The 20,121-nt window shown below is 52.6% G+C and carries 18 protein-coding genes; 2 read left to right on the top strand and 16 right to left on the bottom strand.

All coding sequences use genetic code 11. From position 1 onward, the window contains the following. Positions 1-996: 996 nt before the first annotated feature. The 13 genes from rph to VE954_RS34710 all read right to left on the bottom strand — a co-directional run bounded on the left by rph (position 997) and on the right by VE954_RS34710 (position 15,566). A complete protein-coding gene (gene rph, locus VE954_RS34770; protein ID WP_349263856.1) occupies positions 997-1,743 on the bottom strand; it encodes a ribonuclease PH in 747 nt (248 codons plus the stop codon). A 103-nt stretch (positions 1,744-1,846) separates the two neighbouring features. Then, positions 1,847-2,266 (bottom strand): hypothetical protein, encoded by a 420-nt coding sequence (locus tag VE954_RS34765; protein WP_324961745.1) that lies wholly within the window; start codon positions 2,264-2,266, stop codon positions 1,847-1,849. 34 nt (positions 2,267-2,300) lie between these two features. After that, positions 2,301-4,931, bottom strand: coding sequence for a preprotein translocase subunit SecA (gene secA / locus VE954_RS34760; RefSeq protein WP_324961743.1), 2,631 nt, complete (start codon positions 4,929-4,931; stop codon positions 2,301-2,303). A gap of 227 nt (positions 4,932-5,158) precedes the next feature. Then, the gene (locus VE954_RS34755) at positions 5,159-6,112 is read right to left on the bottom strand and encodes a M23 family metallopeptidase (protein WP_324961741.1); all 954 of its coding nucleotides are present in this window, start codon (positions 6,110-6,112) and stop codon (positions 5,159-5,161) included. A 10-nt stretch (positions 6,113-6,122) separates the two neighbouring features. After that, positions 6,123-6,875, bottom strand: a complete 753-nt coding sequence (locus tag VE954_RS34750) for a Stp1/IreP family PP2C-type Ser/Thr phosphatase (RefSeq protein ID WP_324961739.1) — start codon at positions 6,873-6,875, stop codon at positions 6,123-6,125. A gap of 187 nt (positions 6,876-7,062) precedes the next feature. Continuing rightward, positions 7,063-8,061: an isocitrate/isopropylmalate dehydrogenase family protein gene (locus VE954_RS34745; protein WP_324961737.1), complete on the bottom strand. Its 999-nt coding sequence runs from the start codon at positions 8,059-8,061 to the stop codon at positions 7,063-7,065. A 42-nt stretch (positions 8,062-8,103) separates the two neighbouring features. After that, on the bottom strand, positions 8,104-8,655 hold the full coding sequence (locus VE954_RS34740; RefSeq protein ID WP_324961735.1) for an NUDIX hydrolase: 552 nt from the start codon (positions 8,653-8,655) through the stop codon (positions 8,104-8,106). A 4-nt stretch (positions 8,656-8,659) separates the two neighbouring features. Then, the gene (locus tag VE954_RS34735) at positions 8,660-10,351 is read right to left on the bottom strand and encodes a ribonuclease J (RefSeq protein ID WP_324961733.1); all 1,692 of its coding nucleotides are present in this window, start codon (positions 10,349-10,351) and stop codon (positions 8,660-8,662) included. An 82-nt stretch (positions 10,352-10,433) separates the two neighbouring features. Beyond that, positions 10,434-12,068, bottom strand: a complete 1,635-nt coding sequence (locus VE954_RS34730; protein ID WP_324961731.1) for an AgmX/PglI C-terminal domain-containing protein — start codon at positions 12,066-12,068, stop codon at positions 10,434-10,436. Between the two features lie 28 nt (positions 12,069-12,096). Continuing rightward, positions 12,097-12,624: a hypothetical protein gene (locus tag VE954_RS34725; RefSeq protein ID WP_324961729.1), complete on the bottom strand. Its 528-nt coding sequence runs from the start codon at positions 12,622-12,624 to the stop codon at positions 12,097-12,099. Further along, on the bottom strand, positions 12,621-13,163 hold the full coding sequence (locus VE954_RS34720) for a hypothetical protein (RefSeq protein WP_324961727.1): 543 nt from the start codon (positions 13,161-13,163) through the stop codon (positions 12,621-12,623). The genes VE954_RS34725 and VE954_RS34720 overlap by 4 nt, the downstream gene beginning before the upstream one ends. Next, complete coding sequence (locus VE954_RS34715; RefSeq protein ID WP_324961725.1) at positions 13,129-13,917, bottom strand: MotA/TolQ/ExbB proton channel family protein; 789 nt, start codon at positions 13,915-13,917, stop codon at positions 13,129-13,131. The genes VE954_RS34720 and VE954_RS34715 overlap by 35 nt, the downstream gene beginning before the upstream one ends. 86 nt (positions 13,918-14,003) lie before the next feature. Then, the gene (locus VE954_RS34710) at positions 14,004-15,566 is read right to left on the bottom strand and encodes an HD domain-containing phosphohydrolase (protein ID WP_324961723.1); all 1,563 of its coding nucleotides are present in this window, start codon (positions 15,564-15,566) and stop codon (positions 14,004-14,006) included. A 136-nt stretch (positions 15,567-15,702) separates the two neighbouring features. On the opposite strand from VE954_RS34710, the gene VE954_RS34705 reads away from it, so the two are divergent. Beyond that, the gene (locus tag VE954_RS34705; RefSeq protein ID WP_324961721.1) at positions 15,703-16,128 is read left to right on the top strand and encodes a hypothetical protein; all 426 of its coding nucleotides are present in this window, start codon (positions 15,703-15,705) and stop codon (positions 16,126-16,128) included. Between the two features lie 263 nt (positions 16,129-16,391). Beyond that, entirely contained in the window at positions 16,392-16,895 is a 504-nt protein-coding gene (locus VE954_RS34700) for a phosphatase PAP2 family protein (protein ID WP_324961752.1), read from the top strand. 3 nt (positions 16,896-16,898) lie between these two features. Here VE954_RS34700 and VE954_RS34695 read toward each other — a convergent pair whose 3' ends face one another. The 3 genes from VE954_RS34695 to VE954_RS34685 all read right to left on the bottom strand — a co-directional run bounded on the left by VE954_RS34695 (position 16,899) and on the right by VE954_RS34685 (position 20,113). Continuing rightward, entirely contained in the window at positions 16,899-17,162 is a 264-nt protein-coding gene (locus tag VE954_RS34695; RefSeq protein ID WP_324961718.1) for a DUF2007 domain-containing protein, read from the bottom strand. Positions 17,163-17,165: 3 nt separating this feature from the next. Beyond that, entirely contained in the window at positions 17,166-17,816 is a 651-nt protein-coding gene (locus tag VE954_RS34690; RefSeq protein WP_324961716.1) for a hypothetical protein, read from the bottom strand. 149 nt (positions 17,817-17,965) lie between these two features. Further along, positions 17,966-20,113 (bottom strand): 3-hydroxyacyl-CoA dehydrogenase NAD-binding domain-containing protein, encoded by a 2,148-nt coding sequence (locus VE954_RS34685; RefSeq protein ID WP_324961714.1) that lies wholly within the window; start codon positions 20,111-20,113, stop codon positions 17,966-17,968. Between the last annotated feature and the right edge of the window lie 8 nt (positions 20,114-20,121).

The raw sequence follows: 20,121 nt of genomic DNA, 5'->3' as shown, positions 1-20,121 counted from the left end.
CGCGGTCCCAAGCTTGCGATTCCACAGGATCGAGTTGGAATCAATATCCCAGTCACGCGACAGTCCGTGTTCGTACTCGGGTAGAAAAGTTTCTTAAACTTTCTTTAGCGCTGTCCCAAAAATGCTGACACATTCCGCATGCAGGGGGAGCGTGTCGCAATTTTATTCTTCTATCTTCGATAGTTAAGCTAGGCGGCAATTTTCGACGAATATTGCCGGCGCGTAATGGGTGGGATTGTGGAGTCCTCATCTGACATGTAAGCCTGATATTAGGGTGGGGCGCACGATCTTGAGATGATAAAATTAGTATCCGCTTAGATGCTCATTTAAGGCTGAAAAAAAGCCTGTACTCCAGCTTTTCAATGATGCGATTTGCTGTTGGCTAAGGTAGGGCGAAACATCAGAAACTGCCTGCTTAAAGTTGACGCTCGAAATTTTTTCGAGATACATATCCCTCATCTTTTGTTCTGTGAGGATCGTTGACGGATCGAGATGACCCGAGTCTTTCAACTTATTGGCTAAATACGTTAAATTTATTTTTGTTCCACGTGCGACATAGAACAGGAGATCAAGATAGTCACGTCCCTTCCGGGAGAAGCTGGGATAATATAGGTGTGATTGTTTCTCATGTTTATCCTGATCGTCATACCAAGTCTTTCAATTAACTTTCATTTACTGTAGCATATTCAGTAACTTACATTGATTTATTGCTTAAATAACTTACACATAGATTAATTTAACGTTAACTAACCTGCATCCCATTTTATAAATCTGACTGCCTGATAGTTAACTATTAATTAACTTTCTTGCAGATCATTGAGTTCATAAAGCTAGGCAATTAATGCGCAGATCAATCCCACAAAGACGACGTTTCACGTGAAACACGACGGTCTCTTATGCTGGAATCATTGCTTGGCAAGGTTTTGACGAAGTCTATGGCGGGAAAACCAGACAGGGAAGCGCCCCCGGCTCTTTGAGCCGGGACGAAGCGAAGGATTAAGTCTCGACCATATGCCCGTCAGCAGCTTCATGCAAAAGCTCGAAGACAGGTTTCAAGGAAGCTTCAGCAGCATCCAGAATGGCATTGATATCCTGACGAGAGAACGAAGCCCGTTCAGCAGTCCCTTGGATTTCAAGGAAACGACCGCCCTGGGTCATCACCACATTCATATCCAGATCAGCGGTGCTGTCTTCCTGATAATCCAAATCCACCAGCGTCTCACTATCCCGCAAACCCACAGAAACGGCGGCGACAGCATCGGTTAACGGATTTTCATGCAAGCGACCACTGCGCAGGAGCTTATCCACCGCAATTTTCAAAGCCACATAGGTCCCGGTGATAGACGCCGTCCGGGTTCCGCCATCAGCCTGAATGACATCACAGTCGATGTTGAAGGTCAGATCCGCGCATTTCGTCAGGTCAATGACCCCGCGCAGAGACCGTCCAATCAGCCTCTGAATCTCCTGGGAACGGCCCGAGGGCGCCGGCCTCTCGCGACGCGTGCGGCTCTCTGTAGCGCCGGGAAGCATTCCATATTCGGCCGTCAGCCAGCCCTGAGCCGGACTTGAGTTTCTCAGGAAGGACGGAATGCCCTCCTCGACGCAGACTGTGCAGATCACACGCGTTTCTCCGTACTCGATCAGAACTGAGCCGGTGGCATTTTTTGTATAGTGCGGTGTGATCCTGAGCGGACGCATTTGATCCGAGGACCGACCATCATGACGTAACATAGGATTTTCCATCTATGATCATGTGAATAAGAAGAGACACAGGAAAGGACTTATTAGCGGAGGGATCGGGGAAAAGGCAAGGACCTTTTCCGCGGGAAAAAACCTGAAATCATGCCTATTCGCTTAGCAGGAGGTAAGCCAGCAAACCCACCAGCACCAAAGCGAGAATGCCAATCAGCGTCTGCTTCATGGGCATGTTTTCTGATAAACGCCACCAGGCCATCTCTCGCAGATTGTCGTTTTCCTGCGAAATCGGCTGTTCATCCGACACTTCCAGAGGTTTCGGGGCCCGCAGTGGGGATTCGCCGCTGACAGCACGGGCCGCTTCCTCGCCCAGAGCTTCCTTGATGGCTTCACTGGGAATCAGCTGGGTCAGGGTCGGCTCGTCATAACCTACAAAAGCTGTTTTCGCAAAACGTGCCGAGGCCGGCTTCGCATGCGGAAAGGCCTCGTCCACGGCATGGTGAACCTGAACGAGGATGCGGGATATCACAACTTCGTGGTCTGCAGGAGTAAAATCAAATACGCGATGCACGGATCACCTCATGAGAGGAATCGTTCTCCGCCTATTATACCCCAGTTTCGCCGCTCAAACGACCGTGACACTTCTTGAATTTCAAACCCGAACCGCAGGGGCACGGATCATTGCGTCCAACCTTGTCCTGATCCCGGCGCACGGTTTCGGCACTGCGACCGGCCGACGAGCCTTCGCGGCTGCCATGATAAATCATGCCGTCATCGTCGTCGTTGGCGTGACCGTTGGCGTTCGAGGCGGTATGGGCGTCCGGATGCACAAAACTGAGCTGGGATTCATCCGGCTCTTCGACCTGAGGCGCATCTTCATACTGGATTTCAGGCGGTGGCATGCGGATCAGGGCCAGCACGGTCTCGTCTTCGATGCGGACCATCAGGCTCTCAAACATTTTGAAAGCTTCTTTTTTATACTCCTGCAGAGGGTCCCGCTGGCCGTAACCACGCAGGCGCACGGCATCCTGCAGAGTTTCCATGGAACGCAGGTGGTCCTTCCAGCTCTGGTCGATGATCTGCAGATAAACATAGGCTTCGATACGCTTCATCAGCTCGTCGCCGACCTGCTCGCGCTTTTTATTGTATTCGGCGGTGACCTGATCATGAATCGGCTCGATCAGACCGGCAACCGAATGATCACCCTTCGCGAACTTGGAAATATCGAAAGGTGTATGGAATTCGGTTTGCAGCTCCTTGGCCACCGCTTCGTAATCCCATTCCTTGGCCGTCGATGTCTCAGGGGAATACTTGCTCAGGATACCTTCGGCAATACTGCGAATGGCATCGCTCATGAACGTGGTTTCGATCGTGCCTTCCAAAATCTTGCGGCGACGCGCGTAAACCACCTGACGCTGCTGGTTCATGACGTCGTCATATTCCAGAACGTGCTTCCGCGACGAGAAGTTCTGCTCTTCCACACGGCGCTGCGCTTTTTCAATGGCCCGGGTGACCATCGGCGAAACAATGGCTTCGCCTTCTTTCATCCCAAGGCGGCCCATGATGGCCGACAGGCGATCCGAAGCGAAAATCCGCATCAGATCATCTTCCAGCGACAGATAGAACTTGGTGCGGCCATTGTCACCCTGACGACCGGAACGACCGCGGAGCTGGTTATCGATACGCCGTGATTCATGGCGTTCAGTGCCGATCACATAAAGACCGCCGAGTTCCCGCACGCCTTCACCCAGCACAATATCAGTTCCACGACCGGCCATGTTCGTTGAAATCGTTACGTTTCCGGCCTGACCCGCGTTGGCGATAATCGTCGCTTCACGGCTGTGGTTCTTGGCGTTCAGGATTTCATGCGGAATATTGCGCTTGCGCAAAAGACTGGACAAAAGTTCGGACTTTTCCACGGAAACCGTACCGACCAGCACCGGCTGCCCACGCTTCTGAGCGATGGCGATCTCATCGGCGATCAGTTCGAATTTCTCGCGCGCTGTTCGATAAACCTCGTCCTGCTCATCCTTACGAATCAGCGTGCGGTTGGTGGGGATGACCACCACTTCAAGGTTATAGATCTTCTTGAATTCGACCGCTTCGGTATCCGCCGTACCGGTCATGCCCGAGAGTTTTTTATAAAGGCGGAAAAAGTTCTGGAAGGTGATGGTGGCCAGAACCTGGGTTTCATTTTCAACCTGCAGATGTTCTTTGGCTTCCAAGGCACCGTGCAGGCCATCGCTGTAGCGACGACCCGGCATCAGGCGGCCGGTGAATTCATCGACGATCACGACCTTGTTATCACGGACCACGTAATCGACATCTTTTTTGAAGATCATGTGAGCCTTGAGCGCCTGCTGCACGTGGTGGAGATATTCGATATTATGCGGGTCATAGAGGTTGTCGACGTTCAGACGCTTTTCCAGTTTGCTGATGCCGTCTTCGGTCAGCGATACGCCGCGCGATTTTTCATCGACGATATAATCGCTGTCCTTCTGCAGGCCAGGGATCGCAGCGTTGACCTTAACGTAAAGCTCGGTCCGGGTTTCCGAAGGACCGGAAATAATCAGCGGCGTCCGCGCTTCGTCGATCAAAATGGAGTCAACTTCATCGACGATACAGAAGTTGTGCTCTCTTTGCACAAAGCGCGACAGCTCGGTCTTCATGTTATCGCGCAGGTAATCGAAACCAAACTCGTTGTTGGTCCCGTAGGTGACGTCGGAAAAATAAGCATCGCGGCGCTGCTGATCGGTCAGCCCATGCACGATCAGACCGGTGGTCAGGCCAAGGAAGCTATAGAGCTTGCCCATCTGGGCCGCATCGCGGGAGGCGAGGTAATCGTTGACGGTCACGACATGCACACCCTTGCCAGCCAGCGCATTCAGGTAAACAGGTCCGGTCGCCGTCAGGGTTTTACCTTCACCAGTTTTCATTTCTGAAATCCGGCCTTCATGCAAAGCCAGACCACCGATCAGCTGCACATCGAAGTGCCGCATATTCAGCGTGCGGAGGGCGGCTTCACGGACTACGGCGAACGCTTCGGGCGCCAAGGCATCCAGAGTTTCACCCTTGGCCAGGCGGTCCTTGAATTCCTGAGTCTTGCCGCGCAAGGCTTCATCACTCAAAGCCTTCATCGAAGGTTCGAGCGAGTTGATCTGTTGGACGACACTTGAGTATCGTTTGACTTCTCGATCGTTTTTGGTACCGAAGACCTTACGAGCCAGACTTAACATGGTATGATCCGCTTGTGCATGAATTGTAAGTGTGACCTGAAGGCATTCCGCGATGCAAAATTGATCCCGCTGAACTGCGCAAGAATGCCCAGACAAGTCGAAGAGTATAACGCCAAAATCCCGAATGCGGAATGCTTTTCCGAGCCCAAGGCCAGTGCTGGCTTGTGCCTCCGCCGACTGCGATGGCACCGCCTTGCTGGCCCTGTGATCGAAAGAGACTCGATCCGTTAGTTCAAATTAAGGATGAATTTGCGCGGGTCAACGGCGTTGCCGTTTAAAATTACTTCGTAGTGGCAGTGGGGACCTGTCGTGCGGCCTGACATACCAACTGTGGCTATCTGTTCGCCACGATTGATCTTCTGTCCCGGCTGCACTAAATTTTCGGCATTATGCCCGTAGCGGGACACAACGCCAAAGCCATGAGCGATCATGATAAAATTGCCGAAGCCGTCCTTGTTTCCCGAGAAAATGACCACGCCATCGGCGGGAGCATAGATCGGGGTGCCAATAGGAGCGGCGATATCCAGCCCCATGTGCACATCGCGATCACCTGTGAAAGGCGAAGTCCGCGAGCCAAATCCTGAGGTGATCCACCCATCGACGGGAGTGACGGATGGAACCGAGGCCAGAAGCGAACGTTGCTGGCTTAAGGTCGACAGCAGTTTCTGCAAACGCAAAGCATTCTGGTTGGCATTGCTGCCAATGGTTTTCATTTTTTCAAAAGCCGTGCGGAATATGAGTCGATCCAGATCGATACCCAGTGGCAGATGCTGAGAATCCTGCGGATCGATCACCGATTCCTGACGGGCATGATGATATTCCTGCGGCGTCAGTGGGCCGATGCCCGTGCGGGTGCTGAAACGTTTCACCTTAAGCTGGGTCAGTTCACCGAGTTTTTCACTGTAATCCTGCACCCGTTGCAGCGAACGCTTCACTTCTTCCAAATTGCTGAGCAGAAGCTGGGCTTCACCACGCAGACCTTGATTTTCCGCGGCAATTTTTTGATAGGATTCGCGCAGGCCGCGCAGCTGGGTGTAATCATAAATGAGGTAGCCAAGAATCATGGAACCAAGGAAAGATCCGGCGTAGAAGGCTCGCACCACGGCGCGGGGGATTTTAATCTGCCTGGCCTGCCTGGCATTCTCCGGGATCAGGACGATGGTGATTTTACGCAGAGCCATCTCTTTCCTTTCAACGCACTTCAGCCATGATCAAAGTAATATTATCCTCTCCCCCTCGATCGTTGGCAAGGTCCACCAATTCCGCGACAGACGCTGTCCCGCGCTTGTTGGCTATCTGAGACAGCTCGGCATCATTGATTTTGCCGTGCAGCCCATCGCTGCAGAGCACGAGCAGATCGCCTTTTTCCAGTTGCACACACAGCGTGTCGACATCTTCTTCTTCCTGATAGCCGACACTGCGCGTGATCACATTCTTCAAATGATGAACCTCGGCTTCTTCTGGCGTGAGAATGCCGGCGCGAACCTGTTCATTGACCAGGGAATGATCAAACGTCAGCTGATAGATAAAGCCGCTGCGGACGAGATAAAAGCGGCTGTCACCCACGTGAGCGCAGTACGCGTAGTCTTCCACTATTTTAACCACAGTCGCCGTGGTTCCCATACCCCTGAGGCTTGGGTCTTCGAGCGAATGTTCGTAAATCCTGGCCGAGGCATAGTTGATGGAATTCGCCAAGGCCTGAAGGAGAGCGGGATCAGGATGGCTTTTCACGGATTGTACAAGTTCAGGATCAATCTTGGACGCGACTTCGCGCTTCACCTGTTCGATACAGATGCGGCTGGCAATCTCGCCTCCTGCATGACCCCCCATGCCGTCCGCGACAACAAAGAGTCCCGTCTCGTTTTCCACGAGCATGGAATCCTGGTTGGTGGATCGTACGCGGCCGATATCGGTGCGTCCGACGGCATGCACCTTACGTTGCATGATACTCCCGATCTGGCAGGTTAAACCCTGCACGGTCTTTCGCGATCGTACTGCTCAGACTATCGGCGATTGTCGTCGGATGTTGAGGGAACTTACAGGAAAAAACTTCAGAAGGGAGTTTTTTAAGCCGGCCCGCCTGAAAAAACGGACCTGGCTTTTTGACAAATTCAGGCTTGAGCGACTTCTTCTACTTGAGGTTGCCGATCACGGCCTGGGTGAGGGCGCGGGTGCCCAACTTTCCACCCAAATCACCTGTTCTTTGCTCGGGATTGGCCAAAGTATGGGTAATCGCATTGCGCAAGCTTTCGCCCATAGGCAACTCCCCGATGTAATCCAGCATGGAAGCCGCACTCAGAAGGAGCGCTGTGGGATTGGCCTTGTCCTGGCCCGCAATATCCGGAGCCGTGCCGTGCACCGCTTCAAAAATCGCGTGAGTATCACCGATGTTGGCGCCGGAGGCAAGACCCAGGCCGCCGATCAAACCAGCGCCGAGATCCGATAGAATATCCCCATAAAGGTTTTCCGTGACGATGACGTCGAACTGGGTGGGCTTCATGACCATCTGCATACAGCAGTTGTCGACGATCATGTCACCGAATTCGATATCCGGATACGCTGCCGAAACCTTGTGGATCGAATCCAGAAACAACCCATCTGTGAACTTCATGATGTTGGCTTTATGCACGACCAGAACCCGCTTTCGCTTCAACTTGCGTGCCAGCTCAAAAGCATGACGTCCAATGCGTTCCGAAGCTTCTGCCGTGATGAGCTTGATGCCTTGCGCCACACCTTCTGAGATCTTGTATTCAATGCCCTTGTAAAGATCTTCCGAGTTTTCACGGACGATGATCATATCGATGCCGGAATAGTGACTCGGCAATCCGGGGAAATTTTTGATCGGGCGAACGTTGGCGTAAAGATTCCACTGCTGCCGCATCTGGACATTGATGGAACGGTGACCGCCGCCAATGGGTGTGGTGGTTGGGCCTTTGATGGCAATCTTGTTGCGATTGAAGCTGTCGACGAACTCCTGGGGCATGAGCTGACCGGTTTTCTCGAAAGCTGTCAGGCCGCATTCCACCTGCTCCCAGCGCACGGGTGCTCTAAGGGCCTCAAACACCTGTTTAACACTTTCGGAAATCTCTGGACCTATGCCGTCTCCGGGGACAAGAGTGATCGTCTTCATATGTAAATTCTCCGCTAAAAAGGAAAAACTATTAGTTTGAAATCAGTCGTTCAAAAGAAAGCGCCGGGACATCAGGATGGTCAGGGCAGCAAGGGCATTGTGAATGCCGCCTTCTTTTATTGTAGCATCGAGTTCCGCCAGGGACAGAGTCCTGACTTCGATCCGCTCCGTGAGATCCGGGAAATGCTGACGATCGGGTGGCATGTAACAGTCGCGAGCCAGGAACATATGGAGCCGATTGGTCATGATTGCTGGATTGGGACTGACCACGCCTACAAATTCAAGGCTTCCCGCGCGATAGCCAGTTTCCTCTTCCAGCTCACGGGCCGCAGCCGCTGCCGGATCCTCATCCGTGTCGATACCACCGCCAGGCACCTCAAGCGTCATTTGCATCATGCCCACCCTGGGCTGGCGCACCAGAATAGCCTTCGAATCCTTGGTCAGAGCGAAAACATTGACCCACGAACGTGTGTGGATACGGTAATAGGGCAAGGCCACCGGCTTACGGTCCGCATTTTGAATCAGCGAAACTTCTTCAAGTTGAAAGACCGGGGTTTGAGCCAGAATCTTTTTGTGTTCTATACTCCAGTCCATATATTCACCTGTCGATAGCGTAGATTTTGCTGATAACAACCGGTTTTTTCACGAAGCGCTCGGACAGTTTGCGCCGAATCATGAGCCGCGCCTGCTCGTTGAAAGAAACCAGCGAAAATTCCTTACGCGCTTCGGCCTGATACAAATGATGCAGGCTGCCGAGTATCTGCATTTCGCATGCCTCTTCATCCGCCTGGTCAGCGAAGGGCAGGCCGATAAATTCCACTTCAACCTGCATATGATTCTGCGGACCCAGAAGACCAGTGCAGATGGCCATACCTGTATCGCCGATCTTATGCCGTGAACGCATATTGTCGTAACTCATCGGCAAACGCGACCACGAATCGATGAAAAGCAAAGGCAGATCGAACTCAGCGAAGGTTTCAAAACCATCGGCGCCAACGGCGATCACGCGACCGTTGCGAGACGCAATCACCTGTTCCATCCTGGGAGCCAGTGCCTGATTGGTTTTGATTTGTGTGAAGGTCCCATGGACCGGCATATAATATTGAGGATTCACAGCCTGCATCAATCGGGTCAGATCCCCGGCATAGGCGTGACCACTGACATGAATGTCAGGTTTCTCCCGCGCCGTGATCACCTTCGCACCCTTTTCATGGCAAAGGCTGATGAGCTTAAAAATGGCCTTTTCGTTGCCAGGAATCACCCTTGAGGAAAAGATCACCTGATCCTCGGCCCTGACATCGAGATGATGGACATCACCATTGATAATGCGCGTAAGGCCTGAACGATACTCACCCTGGCATCCGGAGCAAAGCACCACAAGGTCTTTGCGGTTCAGGCGCGATCCACCGTCCTCATCAACCAGAGCCTGGGCCTCGTCGCCGAGCAATTTCAATCTCGCAGCGGTTTCCAGGCTGCGGCGGATCCCGGCGCCAAAGGTCATGACCCGCTTTTGCGTTTCCATGGCGGCGCGCAGAACGGATTTGATGCGCCAGAGGTTACTGGAAAACGTGGTGAGATAGCTGATGCCCTGCGCTCCGGCAAAACAGGCTTTCAGCTCTGAAAGAACGGTATTCTCACTCGGGCATTCCCCAGTCGATCCTGCATTGGTACTGTCCGAAACCATGACGCGGAAGGGTGAAGCCTTGGCTGCTTTGCTCACAAGGTCCAGGGGCAGGTCCGGATCAATGGGCAAAAATCCGCGAACCTTGAAGTCACCGGTATGAAAGATCCGATTGCCGTGTCCCATATCAATCGCCAGGGCACTGCAGTGCGGGATCGAATGGGGGACATGGATCCAGTCGATTTTTGCATGGCCGACGCGGCAGGATTCACCGGATTTGATTTCGTGGAATATATAGCTGGTCTGGTCACGGAGCTGATTAAGCTTATCTTTCAGCAGTTCCAAAGCCCAGGGTCCGATATAAACCGGAGCCGGCCATCGCGTCAAAAAGTAGGGGAGGGCGCCGAGATGATCTTCGTGCCCATGCGTGATGAGGTACGCGGTGGGCTTCATGCCGAGGATGCTTTCCAGCTCTTCCCAGGCCGGGATATGCGCATCAATGCCGATTTCAAAAGGTTCGGCAAAGGATAGGCCGCAGTCCACCACGAGGCAGACCCCTTGACTGACATAGAGCGTGAGATTCATCCCAAACTCGCCGCAGCCCCCGACCGTAAAGATATACACTCGTTTCGGATCCTGGAGAGACTGAGCTTGAAGGGTATTGTGCATTGATTTCGTCCGGAAAGTGCCAGCAGCAGCGACGCTGGCGTCGCGAAAACTGAGCGTTTATACAGAAGTTGCGGTCAAATTGCTATCCTTTTGCAGGCTTGAAAAGGAAGGGATAACTGATCTGGATGCTTCCCTTCTGTGGCCTGGGCCATTTCCAATTAGCAATCTTGCCGCGCACACAGTCGATCATTTTGGAGTCGCTGATTGAACTTTTGACAAGGTCGATATCGTAAACCTGACCCTGGGTGTCGAGGTGCCATTGCCACTCCATGGCGCCCACTGTCTGCTGGTTGCGTCGTAGCGCCAGCTCGTAACACAGCTGCAGTTCAAAGCGGTAACGGGCTATGGTCTGCTCGATCAATTTGGGATCAAGCGTTCCAATGAGAGGTTCTCGCACAATCTTAGGTTTGTCAGGATCGAAAATCGAAGCCTGGATCTGGCTGACTTTTTCGTTGAAATTACGGAAACTGCCCTGCTCGATCAGACTGAGAAAGCTGCTATCGGCGGACACCACCAGCGGGCTGGAATTGTCCACGGTCACCGGTACCACGGGCTCGCGGTATTTGACGATGCGTTTCTGATGATCCTCGGCAAAGCGGGCCAGCTGCTCGACTTCCTTATACATCGCCTCTTCATCGGTGGGCTCCGACTTGAAGAGTTGAACCTTGGTCGGCTCGACCGTCTGTCTGTACTCATTGAAATCGTAGTGGCGATCCGAGGTAAATTCCTGGGTCACCTTCTTGCGTAACTCCAAGGTCAGCTGCGCGTTCTGATGCCAGATATTGAGTTTATCCTCGAGGCGCAGAAGGCTGCCACGGAAGCTTTCTCCCATGACGTAGGGCAGGGCCACCAAAGCATTGCGCCGATCATTCAGAATCCGGCCTTCCAGGTTTTCCCGTTTAGCGAGGATGGTGTCGATATCATCGCCCAGTTGGCGATAGAGATTGCGATAATGCTGCCGTGATTCGAGAAAAACAGGATGCTGGGCCTGGTTGTTTGATTTCAGCCCATCATAGCCCAGGAGCGTGTCGGTGAAACCTTTGGCAAATTCCATGGCCGAGCGGATGGGAACCAAACGATCATACCTGACCTGCAAGCTTTCCGGGACGTTCCGCAGATGCTTGGGATGAATAAAGGGCAGAGTATATTCATTGCGCAAGTCAATAAAGCCGCGCGGCCGATCATCGGGTTTTTTCAACAGGCCGAGCACGAATCCACCCATGAACCAGAGAGAAGACACAAGGCCAACGCCTAGAAATTTCAGATCCTGTCGTCCACCAAACCAAAGGTCCAGGGATGAACCCCGATATTCCCGATTGGTGGTCTGCTGCACCATCCGGGTCTGGCGTTCCTTGCCAATGCGAATCAGAACACGTAGATCGTTATAAGCGATACTGCCGTAATCGCCCTTTTTCATAATGTGCGTGTAGGCCGATTTACGATCGGAGTTGATGTCCTCGATCTTGCCTTCAAAGGTGGTGAAGCCTTCCCAGTTGGGGTCCAGATCGACTTCCACACCACGTTTGGTGATCTTCAGAATGCGGATGTCGGTCGGCAGGGCGTAAAACGGTGCGGTCAGTTCCCCATCTGGATCACTCGTCAAATTAATGGAGCCGCGTTTGGTGAATGGACGCGAGGTCTTCGAGAGGAGCTCACCATTTTGATGAACCTCAACGAAAACCTTGTAATTGTCCTGCGGCTTGCGCCGCAATTTCAACCAGGAGCGCTTCAGAAACTCGTCTCCCTCAGTGCTTGAGCACCCTCGTTTCAAAACCGTATTTGGCTATGCGGGCCTCCGCCAGAGCATAGATCACAGGCCGCAGATGAATGTATTTCAGCTTCTGGTCCACGGCGAGCACGGCCGTGGTTCGCGTCAGGTTGCTTTCGAGTTTAATGGCCGTGGAGTAGGCTTCCTTCTTCACCCGATTTTTCAAATAGGTGACAAGCGGTTCCACGTCTTTCATATTCTGGGAATCGATGGGCCAGGTGAAACGGCGACGATCGGAGGTGACGACGAGCACCTGTTTGCCATCCTGAAACACGCCGAGCCAAATACCGCCATCCGGAAGATTTTTGGCATCATATTGAATCACATCCACCCGCGCTCCGAGGCGTGGATTCAAACCCGTCAGCAGATGACCGCGCAGGATGATGACCAAACCAAAAGCAATCAACGCCGGAAAGGGAAACCACAGGATGGGTTCCTGCAGTCTTTCCTTGAGACCCAGCAGGGCTTCCACCCAGCTTTGATTGCGGGCATGCGGGCCATTCATATGAGTCCGCCTCCGACCACGACCTTATCGAACAGACGGGAGCTGCGCAGTCCCGAAATGCATTGAATCACAATCGGCATCGGAATTTCCTCTGTTGGCAGAAAGAGCACCGTCCGCGGTCTTACCTTGCCGGTTTCCTCAGCTTTTTCCTGGAGCCAGCGTTCCATATCCTTGGCCAGACGATTCAACTGAGGCGCACCATCCGCATGCGGAATATAAAATTTATTGCGCACGTTGGTCAGATCCTGAGCAAAGGCCCCGACGGAACCAAAGAAAAAAGCATCGCGCGTCAGCAGAACAAGCGGTGTATCCGCCGACAGCGTCTCGCTGCCCTGCTCGGCAAAATGCTTGAATCCCAGGTCCTGGATCGGTACTTGGACCACGGGAATTTCCGCTTCAATCAAACCATAGCGGCCCGCCATGGATATCGCCCGCAGAACGGACGACAGATAAAACATGAGTCCGACGGCGGCCAGGACGCTGATGGGAAGGTACCAGACGTTATTAGATAATCTCTTCTTCGTCCTTGATATCTTCAACTGAAGCATCGTCGAAGCTGTCATCTTCCACCTCGGTCTTGGATTCACTCGGCGCGGCTTCGCGCTTGCTCACGGGTTCCTGGGCAATCGGTGCGGCTTCCGTCATCGGCGCGGCCATATAGGTTGCCATTTCCTGCGGGGCCAGAAGGTTGATGAGAACCGACACACCGTAATGCACGCGCTCGGTCAGGCGAATGGCCAGACCGCGCAGCATCTGATGTCCGGTCAGAAACAGCATGCTCATTAAAAGACCCATGGTGGTGGGATTGAGTGAGCCGGCAATGCCGTTGGCGAGGCGGGCCTGCTTTTCCGATGTATCAAGGATTTCAATCGAATCAAAAGCCGCCCAGAGACCGTCGATGGTTCCCAAAATGCCGATAAGCAGAATGAGAGTCGACAGAGCGGGCAGAATGCTGATGCGGGCCTCAAGCTTGGGCAGGAAGTCGATCGTTTCTTCCTCGATCGTACCGCGTACGGTATGCGGATCGCGCTCCAAAGCTTCCAGAGCCTTAAGACCGATGGATGGCAGCGTGGTGTAGGACGCGTTCTTACAGATACTCACCGCGCGTTCCAGATCCTCGGCTTGGACCGAACGGCGAAGGTTGTTCAAAAACTTTTTGAAATCAACGTTGTAAACAAACTGCAGCATGATCAGGCGTTCAAAGATGATCAGGGTTCCAATGAAACCGAGAGCGATGATCGCGATCAGATAGAGATTGCCGTTTTGTAAACTGACCGCCAGCTGACTCCACATCAGTTAGCCCTTTCCCGTCGGTTGCAACAGATATCACTATCATTGTAACTCTGGCAGGTGGCTTTGGATACTGGAGGGCAGGGCTTTCAGCGTTTGTTGATTTTGGTAATTTCGGTTTCAGCACCAAGTTCCGGATCAATCTCATTGTTTTGCGTGGAGGTCTTGAGGGAAAGCGTGCCTTTTTCACAGGCGCGAGCGAAGGCTTTGAGAATCTCAGGATCGAACAGGTCCGATTCGCTCATCAGACGGTCAACCGCTTCATCCTGGTCCATGAAACCGGAATAAACCCGGCCGGAAACCATGGCATCGAACACATCAGAAATCGCCACGATGCGGCCAAAGAAAGGAATATCCTCGCCGGCGAGGCCTTCGGGATAGCCGGTGCCGTCCCATTTTTCGTGATGGTATTTGACGCCTGAAATAATACGCTGGGCATTGGGCAGATGACCGATGATATTCGCGCCGATAGTCGGATGCAGTTTCATCTCGGCATATTCTTCGGAGCTTAGCATACCGGCTTTCTTCAGAATTGCATCCGGTATTCCGATTTTACCAATATCGTGGCACAGTGAACTGATCATCAGCAAACGCTTGACGTCCTTGTGCAGCTTCATCTCATCGGCGATCGCCATGCAGTAGCTGGACACGCGTTCGGAATGGCCTCGGGTATAGGTATCCTTGGCTTCGATGGTGCTCATCATGGTATCGATGATACCAAAGAGCCAGGAGTCGAGTTCCTTGCGCAGCAGCATCGATTCGATAATGGGCGAAGCACGCTGCAGCAAAGCCTGGCTCGTTTCCAGTTCCTGGATCGAGAAACTCTCCTGGGGGCTGTCGATCTCGATATGAACGAGGGCGATAATCTCTTCGTTATGGCAAACGGGAAGGATAGCGCGACTGCGGCCTTCGTGTGTCACACGAGATTCAGGATTCAGCAGAATACCCTGCTTCCGGGATAAGGCATCTTCGAAGGCGCTTTTGCTGAGCAGGAAGCCGTTGCTGCCTTCCTTGAAATTTTTAATGGCATAAGGAATCAGCTGCCTTGTTTGATCTGACCAGATAAACACCGCTGCGCGGGACGCATTGCTGATGATTTTACCCACGCTCTTGAGAAGCGTATTGCAGCTTTCATTCAGGTCTTTGATAACGATAAGGTTGCTGTGGTAATTGAAGATATCCGAGATGGCCTGCGTGTTGCTCATCACATTGTTGGCCAGCGTACTGGGATCCAGGCGCACGGCACGGCGGAAGTGATGGCGATGAGGATTTTCCAGCTCGATCGGTCCTTTGATCCCAGCCGGTTCATCCAGCTGCATATCAAAGCGCATCAGATCGGTGGCGATATGAATGCCACTATCAGGAGCCACAAACGTAAATTCCGTGGAACCAATCAGAATGCGATCGCCGTTGTCGAGAGTCGAATTGATGACCCGATCGCCATTGATATAGGTTCCATTGCGGGATTCAAGATCTTCGAGAATGAACAGGCGGCCACGTTTTTTGATGCGAACGTGATGACGGGAAGATTCAGCGTCGCGGAGCACCACTTCATTGGTGGGATCGCGGCCAATGGAAATAGGGAACTGCTTCAGCTCGATGCGGCTGCCAGCGTTGTATCCCCTCTCAACCAATAGAAAAGCCATACCCATATCGCGTTTTTCCACCCATATCCGGCTTATTCTTCCCTATCGGCAGAGTGTTCGCATTCCCTGAGTGTCTCAAGTTTTGACAGGACGGACCGATGAGCAAGTACTGTCAATTCAGGAACTTAGGAGGGCAGCGAGCATGCGCACCCCAGGAATTTGGTTACTGATTTCCCTATGTTTTATCACCTGGCCCGTTCAGGCTGATCAGCTACCGCCACTCGGCAAACGCATCTATGTCCTGGACGAGGAAAAGCCCGCGCGCCCTGCTGATATTAGACCTCTGGAACGTGGTTCCAGTGTACCAGGACAGACGATGATGCGGGATCCCCTGTTTCTCGGCGCGGCAGAATTTGTCGATAAAAATAGTCACAGGCCTACGAATGCTCCCAAGCGCGTCTCGCGCATGACTTTTGACAAAGTCTCTGTGCAAGGTCGCTATCTGGTGCCGCGCGTGACCTTTGATCGGCCGTCTATGGATGTTGGTCGTCAGGAAGAGCCCGTCAAAGCGGAATACAGAAAAAAGATTCTTGATTCCGAACGCGAGCTTCGAGAATTTGACTGGTAACTCGGCTGTGCTCGCGGCTTTCCAGCCGCGCCCCCCCGGATCACCGCCCCCCCGGTCCTCTTCAGGTACAAGGGAGCCCTTTCCCGTTTCCGCCAGACATATCCAAAGCATTTTTTTTGTGGTATGTTGTGGTTTTAACAGCTGCTGGCTGGCTGGTCAATTTAATTTCTTTTAATGTGGAAAATTTTCCAAAATCCGGGATTCCCCAGGTGAATACAGTGCTGCATTGGGATCGAGTGATCCAAAGATATGTCAACTTGGATATGATATCTTCGGTGAATGATCAGCTTATGAGTCTTTGGTCAGCCCGGTGGCCCTGGTTTGTCATCGTCCTCAGTTTTGCCGTTCCCTTCATCCGACAAAAAAATTGGTCGAAAATCTATGCCATCGCCTGGGTTGGACTCACCATTGGTGTGAGTGATGCGATCGCCCATAATCTTCTGAAACCCTGGTTTGGTCGGATTCGGCCTTGCCGCTTGGAAGGTTTGGTCCGCGTCGTCGAAGGCTGCTCCGGATACTACAGCTTCCCTTCCAATCACGCCGGGAATGCGGCCGTGTTTGCCACTCTCTGGTTGCTTCTCTTCAGCCGGTTTCAAGGTGGTCTTGCGGTTCTATGTGCGCTGGTCATCGGCCTGTCGCGCGTTTATCTCGGCGTCCATTATCCGACCGATATTCTCGGTGGATTTGTCTGGGGCACGAGTCTCGCCTTGCTGTCCTATTTCATCTGGAAGCATTTGCCCCTGAATCGCGAGACCAAACGGGCTTGAAATTCAAGAGATGAGCTGCAGTGCTTCCTCATAGCGGTCTTCAGGAACATAAATATGGAATCCTTCTGCTGAGAACAGGTTTCCCGTATATCCGATTTCTGAATCAAATTTTATAAAAACCTGGATGCCGCTTGATTCCAGAAGAGTTTTGACGAGATCAGCCTGAATCCGGTCAGAGAAGCTTGTAAGCCTGCGTACACTCATTTGCGCATACTCCATTGAGTTCATTGATATCATTCGGGCACTTTTGAAGGATCGTCTGAACACAAATCAAGGCCTCATCTCATAATCAAAATCCTGTTCCGCCGGGATACCTGGGATCTTTTTGAGCATGCGCAGTTCAGAATCACCCTGAATGCGAAGATTGCTGGTCTTTTCAAGCCACAGGGGCGTTTCCATCAGGACTTTTGTGGTTTCAAACTCATCGATTTTTTCATCGATACAGCCATAGGCTTGGCAGAGAGCCTCTCTATTGGCGATGGGCCAGGTGAGTTGCCGCATGATGATGCAGCTGAGCAGGGTAAAGGTGTCGGACTTTTGCTTGTGTCCATCCAAAATATGCTGGGAGATGGGCAGGGTCTTTTCATCATAGCGACAGTCGAGAATTTCACGGCTGTCCAACTTGCGAAGCTGAATCCGATTTTTCTTCACACGCACCACGGTATCGCCGCCCTTTGTCTTCGTCCATACAGGTCCGAAATTGGAATAAATGGCTGTGAAACCAAAGTCACTGGCGAGATCGGGTGTCTCGACAATCTGGGGGATGACATCCAAGGGGACCGTTAAATCAGCAGGAGCAATGGAGTCCGCGGGCACGATCGGTTGGGAAGCAGGGGTTGGCACAGAGTCATTATGTCGATTTTTATCACCGCATGCTGGTGCCAAGGCGACAAGAGTCAAAAAAATATAATTCTTAAGCATGGTTGGAGTCCCTCGTGACAGTATCATGGCATCCCAGGCTGGGGCGTTTAACCAGCAAGCACGAAGACTGACGAAGGGGAAAAGATATTGCGGCTTCATAAGGAAAAAGAGAGAAGAATCCCGCGCACAAGGGCGCGGGAAGTCAGGACTTACTTTTCGTCGGGGAAAAATCTGGTGCCAGCATCAACATGCTTTTTCAGCAAAGCCGGAGGCGAAAACCGCGCTCCGTAACGTTCCTCAAGGCTCTTAAGAGTATTGTAAACGTTTTCCGCCCCCAGATGATCGACGTAACGCAAAGGTCCGCCGAGGAAGGGAGGGAAGCCAAGACCAAACACAGCTCCGATGTCACCATCATAGGCGGAAAGCAGAATACCTTCCTCCAGACAGCGAATGGTCTCGTTGATAAAGACGTAAACACAGCGATCGGCAATGTCTTCAGCTGGGAGGAACTTATACTGCCGCGTCTGGCCCATCATGTCGTAAATCGACTCGTCGGGTTTGCCTTTTTTGCCGCCTTCATAGGTAAAGAAACCCTTGCCGTTCTTACGACCCAAACGTCCCGACTGCTGAACGGAATCCAGACCCGCCGGGGTTTTGATGCGATCACCGAACGCTTCGGTCATCGATTCCAGAACGTGGATGCCGACATCGATGCCGACTTCATCCATCAAGGTAATGGGGCCAACCGGGAAACCGAAATCGGTCAGCGCCTCATCGATTTCCTCGATGTTTGAGCCTTCTTCCAAAATCAGTGCCGCTTCCGCCATAAAGAAGGCGAGGGCGCGTGTCGTATAAAAGCCTGGGCTATCCTTCACGACGATAATTTGTTTGCCCATCTTCTGACCGAGGCGGAACGCACGGTCCACAGCCCAATCCGCGGTTTTATCGGTGACGATAATTTCCAGCAAAGGCATTTTTTCCACGGGCGAGAAAAAGTGCATGCCGAGCACGCGCTCGGGATGTTTCGATTTTGCCGCAATTTTGCCGATGGGCAGGGCCGAGGTGTTCGATGCGAAGACCAGGCTTTCATGCGCCCGGCTTTCCACTTGAGCCAGGATTTCCTGCTTCAGACCCAGATCCTCAAAGACCGCTTCAATCACCACGTCTGCGGAGCCAAACCCTTGAGTATTCAAACCAGGCGAGATGTGCGCCATCTTCTGAGAAAGTTCAAAGGGCTTAATGCGGCCGCGCTTGGCCTTCTTGGCAAAGAACTTATAAGCACTGGTGAGAGCGCGTTTGGTGGAATCCTTGTTGGGATCCGACAGTAAAACGCGGACGTTTTTATCCGCAAGAACGGTGGCAATACCAGCTCCCATAAAACCGGAACCGACAACGCCGACCTGCTCGGGAACCTTATCACCGAATTTGGCTTTGCCAGCATCGGCATAGGCATTGCGTTTGGCAGCGGTGGTGGCATGGAAAAGATGGACGAGCGACTTGCTTTCACGGGTGTGCGCGAGTTCCGAGAAAAGTTTGGCTTCCAGCTCCAGGCCTTTTTCCAGTTTTTTCTCAAAGCCATCAAAGACCGCATCCAATGCTTTAAATGGCGCCGGATAAAAACCTTTGGTGTTGTCCTCGACCATCTCACGGGCTTTTTTCTCAACAAAGGCCCGACCGATGGGAGTATGCTCGGCCGCCCAACGCGGCAGATCCTTGCTCAAACTCTTGGCATTGAGCGCCATGAGTTTTTTATCCTTGTTCTTCGTTGCATACTGAAGCGCCACGCGCTCCAGCTGGGTGGGATGCACACAGGCATCCGCCAGGCCGAGTTTCACGGCTTTTTTGCCACTCACGCGTTTACCCGTCAGTATCAAATCAAGGGCATCCTGAATCCCGATCAACCGCGGCAGGCGCTGCGTCCCGCCACCACCGGGGATGAGGCCCAACTGAATTTCCGGCAAGGCCAGGGTGGATGTTTCCGTCACGATTCGCCACTGGCAGGCCAGCGTCAGTTCCAGACCACCACCCAGACATTGGCCATCAATGGCAGCCACGGTCGGGAAGGGGAGTTTTTCCAACTTGTTTAAGATACCCTGCATTTTCAAAGCGCCGTCGCGGGTTTCCTCGGGCGTATCGAATTGCGAGATATCGTTGATATCCGCACCCAGCGCAAAATCCTTTTTCGCGCCGATGATGACCAGACCCTGAACCTCTTTATCATCGGACAGCTCATCGACCAGATCATTCAATTCGCGGAGCAGGGGTTCACCCAGAACCGTAACAGGTTTGTCAGGCGAACCCATGCGCAGGATACGGATATGATCACTCGTGCTTTCGACCGTGAAATACTGTGTCATGGCAAGCT

Origin of the sequence: Oligoflexus sp. (assembly GCF_035638955.1) — a bacterium.
Taxonomy (GTDB): Bacteria; Bdellovibrionota_B; Oligoflexia; order Oligoflexales; family Oligoflexaceae; genus Oligoflexus.
The sequence above is the reverse complement of the archived record's forward strand: the minus strand, read 5'-3'. Positions and strand labels throughout refer to the sequence as shown.